8 protein-coding genes are annotated in these 12302 nt (G+C 67.6%); all 8 read left to right on the top strand.

Going from position 1 to position 12302, the window contains the following annotated elements:
* Positions 1-1833: 1833 nt before the first annotated feature.
* Positions 1834-2991 (top strand): hypothetical protein, encoded by a 1158-nt coding sequence (locus WMF31_RS36775; protein WP_436606655.1) that lies wholly within the window; start codon positions 1834-1836, stop codon positions 2989-2991.
* Between the two features lie 350 nt (positions 2992-3341).
* The gene (locus WMF31_RS36770) at positions 3342-4796 is read left to right on the top strand and encodes a protein kinase domain-containing protein (protein ID WP_436606417.1); all 1455 of its coding nucleotides are present in this window, start codon (positions 3342-3344) and stop codon (positions 4794-4796) included.
* 135 nt (positions 4797-4931) lie between these two features.
* A complete protein-coding gene (locus WMF31_RS36765; RefSeq protein WP_436606416.1) occupies positions 4932-5963 on the top strand; it encodes a hypothetical protein in 1032 nt (343 codons plus the stop codon).
* A gap of 1727 nt (positions 5964-7690) precedes the next feature.
* Positions 7691-7840, top strand: coding sequence for a hypothetical protein (locus WMF31_RS36760; RefSeq protein ID WP_436606415.1), 150 nt, complete (start codon positions 7691-7693; stop codon positions 7838-7840).
* 276 nt (positions 7841-8116) lie between these two features.
* Positions 8117-8929, top strand: a complete 813-nt coding sequence (locus WMF31_RS36755) for a Uma2 family endonuclease (protein WP_436606414.1) — start codon at positions 8117-8119, stop codon at positions 8927-8929.
* 1110 nt (positions 8930-10039) lie between these two features.
* A complete protein-coding gene (locus WMF31_RS36750) occupies positions 10040-10204 on the top strand; it encodes a hypothetical protein (protein WP_436606413.1) in 165 nt (54 codons plus the stop codon).
* Between the two features lie 133 nt (positions 10205-10337).
* Positions 10338-11168, top strand: a complete 831-nt coding sequence (locus WMF31_RS36745; RefSeq protein WP_436606412.1) for a hypothetical protein — start codon at positions 10338-10340, stop codon at positions 11166-11168.
* Positions 11169-12126: 958 nt separating this feature from the next.
* Positions 12127-12294 (top strand): hypothetical protein, encoded by a 168-nt coding sequence (locus WMF31_RS36740; protein ID WP_436606654.1) that lies wholly within the window; start codon positions 12127-12129, stop codon positions 12292-12294.
* Positions 12295-12302: the final 8 nt, after the last annotated feature.

Below are 12302 nucleotides of genomic sequence, written 5' to 3'. Positions count from 1 at the left end.
ACCGATGTCGATTGTGGTGGCTCCTGCACGGACAAGTGTGGCGTAGGCCAGAAATGTGTCAACGCTAGCGACTGCGAGACCGCGGTCTGTGAGGCGGGCATTTGCCTGCCCAAGAGAGCGCTCGGAGATCCATGCGACAAAGCCGTCCAGTGCGAGAGCAACTTCTGTGTTGATGGTGTCTGCTGTGACGGGGCATGTGGGGGACTCTGCCAGGCGTGCACGCAAGCGTTGCGGGGCACGGGGCAGGACGGCCGGTGCGGGCCGATCAATGCGAACGAAGATCCGCAGGACGAGTGCAACCAGGCCGTCGGCGGCCCGAGCTCGTGTCGCAACACAGGGGCCTGCGACGGTGAAGGCGCCTGTCAGCTCTATCCACAGGGGACGCCGTGCTCGCCGGCCGTCTGCGCCACTGACGGAGTGACCCTCGAGCGCGCGCATACCTGCGATGGTCATGGAGAATGCGTCGAGCGGGGCAGGGAAAGTTGCGAGCCGTACACGTGTGAGGGCAGCGCGTGCACCACGCAGCTCATCAATGGGAAGGCGTGCACGTCGAATGCCGAGTGCGCGAGCAATTACTGCGTGGACGGCGTCTGCTGCGATACGGAATGCGGCGGTGGAAATCTCGGTGACTGCCAGGCGTGCAATGTGGCAAATCGGCTGGGGACCTGCTCTCCCGTCCCGCTCGGGACGCAGTGTCGTGCGGCCACAGGCAGGTGCGACGTCGCAGAGCAGTGTGATGGAGAGAGCCCGAGTTGCCCAGCCGACCGTATGCAGGAGGCTGGGGTCATATGCAGGGACAGTCTGGGTGCCTGCGACGTGGCGGAAGCCTGCAACGGCTTCGAGAAGGGATGTCCCCCCGACAGGCTCATGCCGGGTGGGACGACCTGTCGGGAGTCAGCTGGCGACTGTGATGTGCCGGAGCTTTGTGACGGAATCAGTGCAGCATGTCCGATTGATACGTACAGGTCGAGTGGCGCCGAATGTAGGCCTGCGCTGGATAGCTGCGACGTAGCCGAGACATGCAACGGGGTCAGCGCAACCTGTCCCACAAATGTCTTCAGGCCGGCTGGGGCTGTGTGCCGTCCTGCCGATGGCGACTGCGATCTGGAGGATACGTGCAGCGGCGAGAGCGCGTTCTGTCCGGACGACCGTGTGAGGCCGAGCAGAGATGTGTGCCGCGAAGCGGTTGAAGGCGCCCTCTGCGACGTGCCGGAGAGATGCGACGGGAGGAACAAGGAGTGCCCCGCGGATGAGTTCAGGCCCGCGGGAACCCCGTGCCGGGTGGCAGTGGGACTGTGTGATATCGGTGAGAGCTGTGATGGCCAAAGCGCCCTGTGTCCCGTTGACATCAAGCGACCTGCGGACTTTGTGTGCCGAGGGGTGGCCGGCCCCTGCGACGTGGAGGAGAGGTGCGACGGCGTGGAGACGGAGTGCCCAGGCGACGCTGTGAAGTCGAGCGGCACGCTGTGTCGTGAGGCAGCGGGCGCTTGCGATGTTGCTGAGGTGTGTGATGGGAGTAATGCTGATTGCCCTGCGGATGAGCTAAGACCAAGCGGGGTAGTGTGCCGTGAGGCACTGGGCGAGTGTGACGTCGCGGAGAGTTGTGACGGTCGTAAAGAGTGTCCGCCCGATGCTGTGAGGCCAAGCGGGACGGTGTGTCGCCGGGCAGAGGGTGTGTGCGATGTCGAGGAGACCTGTCATGGAAATAATAAAGAGTGTCCGGCTGACGTCTTTGCGATCGCCGGGACTACATGCGGTACGTACCAATGCAGCAATGGTGCGTGCCCGGACCACTGCCAAGACGATTCGTCGTGCGCAGAAGGCGCCACCTGCGTGAAGACGGATGACTCAGCGCCCGGCGTCTGCGTGAAACACACGGTGCTCATCCTGGGCGGCAGCGAGAGTTCGATCATGGGCGCGCACTTTCACCCCGGAGGGAGCTGGACCACGGCGACGCTGAGCGGTGCATCGACGTCGGCGCCGCCAGCGCTGACGCTGAATCTTTCGGAAGGGATCGGGCTGGTGCGCGACGGTTCCAATCGGCTGCGCTATACGCGCTGGTCGTACGAGACGGAGATCTGGTCGACGTTCGCGGCACCGCTGGGTACTGGCAATGAGTTGACGGCGACCGTCGCCCCGGCGCTCAGCTCGTTCGGAACCCGGACCAGCGCGGCCTATTTCGACAAGGTGGAGGGCACGCCCGATCCGCTGGACAGGTACTTTTACCTCCACTTCGAGGAGGGGAGCTGGTCGGCCATGCCCGAGCTGGTGGCCAGCCTCGAGTCGCCGAGCAATTCCAGGCCCAGCATCGCGCTGCCCTCTGCGACTGGAAATCCATGGATGGCCTTGCGCATCGAGGGAGCCATGAACCCGGTGCAAGTGCGGAGGCGTACGGACATGGGCTCATGGGAGGAGCACACAGAAACGCCGTACAGGACCGATACGGGCGCGCTCTGGTCGTTCGCAATGGTTGCGACGAGCGACGAGGAACTGTATGTGGTGATGGTTACCTTGGGGGGTGATATCTTGTGGACGAAGCGCAACGGATCGATGAGCTGGTCTGACCCGGAATTACTTGCCACCGAAGGCGGAGACATCGCGCTGGCCGCGTTGCCAGGCGGCAAGGTCGTGCTCGCTTACCGCGCTAAGGTAGACGACGCAGGCGATGTAGACGGACAGTTGTTTACGAGCTTCTATGACGGCGCCACGTGGTCGACGCCCGCTGCGCTGGCGTTCGGCGGCACGCCGGTCCGTATCGCGGGCGCGCCCGCGATCACCCGAGGCGTTGGCGAGCGATCCGGCCACGGAGCCTTCGTGGAGCTCGCCTACGTACGCTACCGCGGCACGAACCAAGACGGCATGGATTTCGGCCAGATCGAGCACACGCGCTGCACGGCGATCGATGCGTCCGACTGCACGAGCTGGACGCCCCCTCTGTCGGTGGGCAACGGCACCAACTTCACCTCCGTCGCCATCGCCAGCATGCCCTGAAGGTCCGGTTTCTCCGGAGCCAACTCGAAGCGAGCTGTAACCCTACCCGCCGACGCATTCATCGGGCCAAAGCAACCACCACGGACGGCCGCTATCCACCCTCGCATCACGTTTCTCTGCGCGCGGCGCCGCGTCCGGGCGCCACCGGCGTGGCGAGCACCCGACCGGCGCCGAGCTCCCGCCGCGGCCCCTGCCGTGACGCTCCACTGGAACTGGCGGAAACTTGTTGTCCACCAGCCCATGATCCTTTATAGGGTGAAGTCGCACCGACCGGCGACGGGTGTGATGCCCGTCGCGCCGACTCTTCCCTCGGTACGGCTCGTCCGTCGCGCCCGGGAGTATCACCACCCATGCTCACGCTCGCTGATGGCTCCGTCTTCGCTGGCCGGTATCGCATCCTCCGATGCATCGCGGCCGGTGGCATGGGGGCAGTGTACGAGGTGATCCACCTCGAGACCCAGCGCCGCCGCGCGCTCAAGGTGATGCTCCCGCAGTTCGTGCAGAGCGACGAGCTGAGAGATCGGTTCCGGCAGGAAGCGCGCGTCGCGGCGGACATCGAGAGCGAGTTCATCGTCGACGTGTTCGACGCTGGCATCGACGCGCAGACGCAGATGCCCTTTCTGGTGATGGAGCTGCTCCGAGGGCAGGAGCTCGGCAAGCTGCTCCAGTCGCGGGGGCGCCTCACGCCCGCGGAGGTGGTGACCTACCTGCATCAGGCAGCGCTGGCGCTGGACAAGACGCATCGAGCGCACATCGTTCACCGGGACCTGAAGCCAGAGAACCTGTTTCTGACGCATCGCGAGGACGGCGCGCCGCGGATCAAGGTGCTCGATTTTGGCATCGCGAAGGTCGTGGCCGAGGGCAACACGAACGCGAACGCGACGCGCAGCCTGGGGACGCCCCTGTACATGGCGCCCGAGCAGTTCCGGCCGGGCCACACCGTGTCGCCGGCGACCGATCTGTATGCGCTCGCGATGGTGGCCTATACGCTGCTCGTCGGCAAAGCGTACTGGGCGGAGGAGGCCAAGGGGTGCGGCGGGAACGTCTTCGCGTTCGCGGTCGCCGCGAGCCAGGGGCCGCGGGAGGACGCGACGGTGCGGGCGCAAAGGGCGGGGGTCTCGCTGCCGGCAACGTTGGACGCGTGGTTCGCGCGGGCGGTGGCGTGCTCCCCCGAGGCGCGCTTTCCGAGCGCGACGGCGCTGGTTGGCGCGCTGGCCGAGGCGCTCGGCGTGCAGCGGCCAGGGGTGGAGAGCTCCGCGCCGCATGGCGTGGCGGCGCTGCCGCCGCGCGCGCAGGCGTTCAGCGTGCCGGATGCGACCGCGCCTGGTGTGGGGGCGACCAGGTCGCCGGAACGGCGGCGCAGGCGGGGGTTGATGATCGCGGTGGGGGTAGCGGTCGGCGGCGCGGCGATCGGGGGCGTTGCGCTGCTGGGGCGCCATCGTGTCGCGACGGATGGGCACGCGATTCCGCAGTCCCCGCCTACGGTAGCGGCGAGCGAAGGTGGCGCCACTGTGCCGCCAGCACGGGTCGCCTCGCCACCCGCGCCGGTGGCGAGTGAAACGTCGTTGCCTTCCGCAGCCATCCCTCCGGAGGCCGCGCCCCCGACCTCGGTGGCGGCGCCTCGAGGGTCAGCGCCAGAACCTCCCGCATCGGCGCAGGAACCCGTCCCCGCCGCCCGGACAACAGCGAAGGCCACGTCCTCCGCTGCCACGCGGCCCGCGCGACCCGCGCCGCCCGCACAGCGTCCGGCGCCTGCAGCGAGCGCCCGCACGGGCAGCAGGGGCTCGATCCACGCGCGGGACTGAGCCTGTGAGCGCCACGAGCACCGTCATGGTGGCGGTGTCCACGCCGGGGTGGCAGGAGCGCCACCTCCGGCGACCTGTCCTATCGAACCCGCAGGGATGTGCATGAGTCGTCGTCGAGCTGGCATGGTTTCTGTCGTGATCCCTCTCCTCACGGTGCTGGCGGCGAGCTCGGCGGCCGCCCAGGACCCGGCAGCGGCCGACGTGCTCTTCAATCGAGGCGTGGCGGATCTGGAGGCGGGCCGGTACGACACCGCTTGCCCGGCCCTGGCCGAGAGCCAGCGGCTCGACCCGCGCCCTGGGACGCTGTTCGCGCTCGCCGATTGCCACGATCGGGCGGGTCGGATCGCGACGGCATCGGCGCTGTATGGCGACTACCTCCGCGCGGTCGCGCAGATGAGGCCGGCCTACAGGCTGCGGCATCGAGACCGGGCGAGGATGGCCACGGCGCGCAGGGAAGCGCTCGCCGTCGAGATCCCGGAGCTCACGCTGGTGCTCCCCGCTTCCGCGCCGCAGGGCGTGCGAATCCTGCGCGATGGCACCGAGATCACGGCGGCCTCGCTCGGCATGGCGCTGCCGCTGGACCCCGGCGAGCACGTGGTGATCACGCAGGTCGGCGGCGGTCCGGTGGTCGAGCAACGGATCGTCCTGGCGCCTGGTCAGAAGCAGACCGTGGAAGTGCAGGTGAAGGCTGCAACGCCAGAGCCGCGCATCGCGCCTCGGCCGCCCGCGGCCGCGCCTACCGTCACGATCGCCCGTCCCGGCGGGGCGGCACCGGCGCCGGCGTCGGTGCCGCTGCCGCACGACGAGGCAGACTCCGGGGCGAGCGCCCAGCGTGTCGGCGCACTGGTCGTCGGCGGCGTCGGCCTCGCCGGTCTGGCGCTCGGCGGCGTCGCGGGGGCGATGGCGCTGTCGAAGAAATCGGTGATCGAGGCGCAGTGTGACGGGACGGTGTGTACGCGTGAGGGCAAGGAGGCAGCGGACGCCGCGAAGCTCCCCGGGACGCTGAGCACCGTCGGCTTCGGCGTCGGGGCGGCGGGGCTTGCAGCGGGCGTGGTGCTCTGGTTGACCGCGCCGTCCCCTGCGGCGGGGGGTGGCGCGCGGGGTGTGTCGGCGATGGTGGACGCGGGGCCCGAGGGGGCTGAGCTCGTCGTGAAGGGGGTGTGGTGATGCGCGCGCGGCACGGATTCCTGGCGGCGGCGTTCGTTGCGGCGACGGCCGTGATCGGCGGCTGCCTCACGGTGCTCGGCATCGACGAGGACTACACGGTCGCCGGGTGCAGCGACCCCGAGGTCGAGTGTCCGGCGCCGGCGAGCGCCTGCGAGGTGGCAGCTTGCGTCGAGGACGCGTGCGGCACGCTGCCTGTGCCTGCCGGGACGCCGGCACGGGAGCAGGTGACAGGGGACTGCAACGTGCTCCTGTGCGATGGGCACGGGGGCGTGGTCGTCGAAGCGGACGACGAGGATGTGCCGGACGACGGCCTCGAATGCACGGAGGACGCCTGCGTGGCGGGCGAGGCGAGGCACACCGAGCTTCCGGAGGGGGCGTCGTGCCCGCAGTCCGCGGGGAGGTACTGCGATCGAGCTGGCCGCTGCGTGGCCTGCACGAGTGCGGAGCATTGCTCGAGCGGCCTGTGCGGGCCCGAAGGAAGCTGTCTTCCGGCGAGCTGCGATGATGGCGTCCTGGATGGCAGCGAGACCGACGTCGATTGCGGCGGCTCGTGCGCGCCGTGTCCGCACGGGAAGGCGTGCGCCGAGGGGGCCGACTGCGCGAGCCGGATCTGTGACGAGACCACGAAGACGTGCGAGCGCAAGCCGAACGGGCGGGAGTGCGACGGGGCTGAAGAGTGCGCGAGCGGCCATTGCGTGGACGGCGTGTGCTGCGAGAGCGCGTGCGGCGGTAGTGATCCCGGCGACTGTCAGGCATGCAATGTGCCAAACCGGCTGGGGATCTGTTCTCCGAGCCCGCGTGACACACAGTGTCGTGCTGCCACGGGGTTGTGCGATGTTGCGGAGCTGTGTGATGGGGAGAGCCTGAGCTGCCCCGCGGACCTCGTGAAGCAGGCCGGGGTCACGTGTAACAGTAGTACAGGTCCATGTGATGCAGCGGAGGTCTGCAATGGATTCGAGAAGAATTGTCCGGCCGACGCGCTCCTGCCGCGCGGGACGATCTGTCGGGAGTCAGCTGGCGAATGTGACGTGCCCGAGCTCTGCGACGGGATAAGTGCAGCATGTCCGGTTGATGTGTTCGTCCCGAGCGGGACGGAATGTCGTCCGGCGCTCGGAGTGTGCGATGTGGCGGAGACGTGCAGCGGTAGCGACGCGTTCTGCCCCGTCGATATCAAGCGACCTGCGGGGGTTATGTGTCGCGAGGCGAACGGTGACTGTGACGTGGAGGAGAGGTGCGACGGCCGAGATTCAGAGTGCCCGCCCGATGCGGTGAGGCCAAGCGGGGCAGTGTGCCGTGAGGCGGCCGGTGCCTGTGACGTGGAGGAGAGGTGCGACGGCCGAGCTCCAGAGTGCCCGCCCGATGCGGTGAGGCCAAGCGGGGCAGTGTGCCGTGAGGCAGTGAGCCATTGCGACGTCGCGGAGCTTTGTGACGGCCGAGATTCAGAGTGCCCGCCCGATGCGGTGAGGCCAAGCGGGGCAGTGTGCCGTGGGGCGGCCGGTGCCTGTGACGTGGAGGAGAGGTGCGACGGCCGAGCTCCAGAGTGCCCGCCCGATGCGGTGAGGCCAAGCGGGGCAGTGTGCCGTGAGGCAGTGAGCCATTGCGACGTCGCGGAGCTTTGTGACGGTGATGTTGCAGACTGCCCGTCTGATGCTGTGCGGCCAGGTTGTTACTGAGCGCCGTTGTTGATGTACGATAGTGCGCCTGTCGATTAAGCTTCTTCTTGACGGATGTGCGAAATTGCGGAGATGTGCGGTGGAAACAGCAGCGTGTGCCTGGACGACGCAGGCCGGTTCCTGGACGCGTTCCCCGGGTTCCTGGACGAGGCGGCTTGGTTCCTGGGCGCGTTTCCCGAGTTCCTGGATGGCACCGCACCATGACGGGACTCCGTTCGCTCCCGCGGCCACATCGAGGCGCTCTCGCCGCCGTCATGGGCTCCCCACATCGTCCTGGCGATGGGCGGAGCCATGGCGGTGCTGGCCGCCGGCGCTTTTTCAGATCACCCGCCCCACCTACCCGGAACTCCCTCTGCAGAGCCACCCCGCCGCGCGGCCCCTTGCGCGCCGGGGAGAGGAGTTGCCATGACCGCACCCAGGATCCCGTCGCCCTCGTCCGCCGCGCAGCGCGCCCCGCGCCCCATGCTACGCTCTGGGCCGATGCCGCCGTCTCTCCGCGTGATCCGCCGCTCCGAGGTCGTCCCGGACCTCGAGCGCTGGGTGCTGACGGAGGAGACGGTGCCCGAGTCGAGCCCCCACGATCTGTTGAGCGAGCGCATCCGCGCCCTGTTGCTCGGCTGGGTCGCCCGCGCCGAGCGCGCCGTGAAGATAGGCCGCAACCTGGCCGTCCGCTGGGACCGCGAGCACCCGCAATTCGGCGTCGACCCGGACGTCTACCTGGTCGAGCCGCCGCCCCCGGAGGGGGACGCGGTGCGCAGCCTGAGGCTGTGGAAGAAGGGCCATGTTGCGCCGCGGCTCGCGGTGGAGATCGTGAGCGCGCAGCACCCGACGAAGGACTACGTGATCGCGCCGCAGAAGTACGCGGTTTGCGGGGTCGAGGAGCTGTGGATCTTCGACCCGTTCCTGGAGGGCCCGCGTGCGCACGGCGGCCCGTTCCGCCAGCTCTGGCGCCGCCTGGACGACGCATCGTTCGCACAGGTGCATGCCGGCGAGGGCCCCGTAGGGTCGGAGGTCCTGCAGGGCTGGCTCCACGCTGTGCGGACGCCGGCGGGCGCGTCGCTCGACCTCTGCACGGACGAGGCGGGCACGGAATGCTGCCTGACACCCGAGCAGGCCGAGCGCGCCGCCAAGGAGGCTGCCCGCCGCGAAGCCGCCCGCGCCCGGCGCAAGGCCGAGGCCGCCCAGCGCAAGGCCGAAGCTGCGCAGCGAGAGGCCGAGGCCGAGCGCGTTGCCCGCGAGGCCGCCGAGCGTAGCATCCGGGAGCTCGAGGTGCTGCTCACCCGCGCTCGATAGCGAACCGCTCAGCACGCTCCCGCCCGCAAGGGCCTCTGTTGCCGCACCTGCTCCGTGTAGATGTTGCATGGACGCCGAGTGGTTCTCGTGGGATCTCATGAGCTCGACGGCGTCGGTGAAGGAAATTCGTTCTGGACGCCGCTGCGCGGTACGGCAAGAAGATCTCATGAGGAGGAGGGAGAGACGGGCGGGGGTGACGCTCCGTGTCCTGAAGAAACTTTTGTCCAGGTGGCATCAGTCAAGGGGTTGGTGCTGCCACTCTGGAGCACCTCGAGCTGGCTTCGTGGCAATCCACTGACATATGGCATGCATAGAGCGATCCTGAGCGCGCGTTGTCCTTCGATGGCGCCGGCGCTGCGGGGGAGGCATTCTCGGTTTCCATGCCCGAATCATGACGAGCGTGGGCTTGACAAAACGGCCGCCTCGGTGCTCTCATCATGAAGCTCACGATGCCAATCTATGTCGTAGCTCATGTAGATAGTCGAGGAGAAGTGTGGACGCCCGCGCTCCCGAACTGTCACGATCCGCATGCGTCTGCCATGCGATGCGCTGTTGAGTCCGTGATCAATGCAATCAATTATGTGGGCGACCGTAGGAAACTTGGGAGCGTCGGGGGGTGGCGTGTGGATCTACAAAACCCGACGCCGTCACATGTCAATGTGCAGATCCAGAAGAATGGTGCGGGCAATCCTTCTAGCGTGGCGTGTGTGCTAGTTCCGTCGGCGCTGGCGGTGCATAGGCGGGTCGACCCCACACAGAAGACTGGGGCCGAGTGGTCGCGCTATGCTGAGTTGACCAGGGCCATCATCGAAGGGCTCAATCGGAGCGCACGCACTTACCGCAGAAAGCCCGGAAGGCAAGGAGAGTTCGAGATTCGAGTTTTCCGCGTTGAGGGTTCCTATTCATCGTAAGAGCGCGCCGCCGGTATCGAGAGGCAATGGCTCCTCGATCCGTTCCTGGAGGGCCCGCGCGCACACGGTGGCCCGCTCAGCATCCCCGATGCCCGCGTGAGGATAGTCTGCAACCTCGCCGTCCGCTGGAACCGCCAACACCCGCAGCGGCGTCGACTCGGACGCCTAGCCCGTCGAGCCGCTCCCGGAGGGGAACGTGGTGCGCAACCTGAAGCTCTGGAAGAAGAACCATGTCGCGCCGCGGCTCGTGATGGAGCGCGTCAGCGCGATGGAGCGCGTCAGCGCGCAGCGCCCGACGGAGGACGATGCTGCCGGCGCGGCGCCTCCGGGCGATCGAGGCGCTGTGCTCGCATGCGAGCGGTAGCCGGAATGCTGCCGGAGCGGAGCTGTCGCCGCAACGCTTCGCCGGAACCACGCCTGCTCTGGTCGAGACTCCCCTTCGTGGTATCATGGCCGCAGCGCATCGCTGCCTTCCACTCCATGACCCCGGGATGACCATGAGCGGAGACGCGACCATCGAGATTTTCTTTGCTGCCTTCATCCACAAGAAGCTCCTCGCGGCGAGTGATGGCTGGACCTATGAACCTGTGACCGGTAAGCGCGGAGCCATGGAGGCGATGTTCAAGGGCGACGAGCGTGGCTTTGGTCAGCATGACGACGCCCTGTACAACTCTCGCCTCTGGAGCCGGGTCTCCGTCAAGGTCGGCCAGATCGGCAGCCTCCCGCAGCCGGTCCCGGCCTTCCGCGGCATGCTGCGCTCCGACAAGGACAGCAGCGGCGCGTCGATCGTCGATCTCGCGGCCGGCATCGTCTGCGATCAGCCGGGTTGCAAGATCGAAAGCTGGGTCGGCCCCTCGCGCCGGCGGACGCGCCTCGCCAGGAGCGTCGTGGGCGTGCCTGTGGGTCCGCCGGCTTCCGTGGCGGAGGTAAACTGGATGCCATGGGTTGTCGTGTCCAAGACCGCGCCGAACAAGAGCAAGCCACCCGTGGTCCGGAACCTGGACGCCCTCACCTCCACGATCGACATCGAGTGCGCCGCGGCGTACCCCTTTATTGACATCGCGCCAGACATCGACTTCGGCTACAAGATCACGCTCTCTCGACGCGGACCGTCGGGGGCACACGTGAAGGTGGACGGCTGGCACAACCGCTTCCCATTCTACGAGCTCCTGATCTGCAAGACGTCCTTCCTCCAGTACGAGCCTTCGTCCAGCGGTCCGAATTTCATCAACCTCGGCATCATGTGGCGGGATTTCGTGGCCGAGACCGTCATCAGGATAGACAAGGGTTCGGCGACCGCGAGCGAGTCGAGGGCCGTCCGGTCCTGACGCTCGCCCGCGCAGCCACACGTCCCGGGCCAGGGCTGGCGGGCGATGCCTCTCCGGCGAGGCGCAGCGCACCGCCGGATCAAGCCGCGCTAGAGAACGCGATGGCCGAATGATCGCCTCGGCGCGACAGTCGGGTCAAAAGCACGTGGACTCGTCCGGCGGGCACTCGGGGGCGATTCCATCACATGATTCTCGGGGATCGCACGCACCCACTGCCTCGCGGCAGACGATTCCGGATGGCATCACGTGATCGACCGGGCATCTCACGCTTTCCCCGTCACATACCTCTGCGATGTCGCAAGGTCCGACAGCCGCACGGCAAAATACCCCTTCAGTTGCCACGCTGTCGGGTGGACATTCCGTGCTTACGCCATCACACGTCTCCTCGATATCGCAGATCCCTGTAGCGCTGCGGCACACAGTCCCTCTGAGTTCTGGAGCGCAGGTGCCCAGTTTTCCCGGCGTGTTGCACGCGATGCAGTCTCCTGGATCGCCGTTGCCACACCCGGTTTCGCAACAGACGCCGTCCACGCAGTGGTGGCTCGCGCACTCGGCGTTCAGCGTACACGCCTTCCCGTTGCTGAGCTGCGTGGTGCACGCGCTGCCCTCACACGTGTATGGGGCGCAGCTCTGGCTGCCTCCCTCAACGCATTCACCACGACCATCGCAGGTATGCGCGCGCTCGAGGGTCACTCCGTCAGTGGCGCAGACGGCCGGGGAGCACGGCGTCCCCTGCGGATAGAGCTGACAGGCGCCTTCACCGTCGCAGGCCCCTGTGTTGCGACACGAGCTCGGGTCGGCACGGATGCACTCGTCCTGCGGATCCTCGTTCGCATTGATCGGCCCGCACTGGCCGTCCTGCCCCGTGCCCCGCAGCGCTCGCGTGCACGCCTGGCAGAGGCCCCCGCATGGCGTGTCACAGCAGACGCCATCAACGCAGAAGCCGCTCTCGCACTGCATGGCGGCATCGCATGCCGCGCCGGGCCCCCTCCTGCTCCTGCGCCGGCAGATACCCGCCTCGCAGCTCGCGGTCTCGCAGTCGCTGTCGCTGATGCATTTCTGGTTTACACGGCACCTGTTCGCGCAGGAGCCGCCACAATCAACGTCGGTCTCGTTGCCGTTCTGAAGGTTGTC

The sequence above is a fragment of the Sorangium sp. So ce1036 genome, from assembly GCF_051369805.1.
In the GTDB taxonomy this organism is placed as follows: domain Bacteria; phylum Myxococcota_A; class Polyangia; order Polyangiales; family Polyangiaceae; genus Sorangium; species Sorangium cellulosum_F.
Note: the sequence above shows the minus strand (reverse complement) of the source record. Positions and strands in the feature narration are given on the sequence as shown.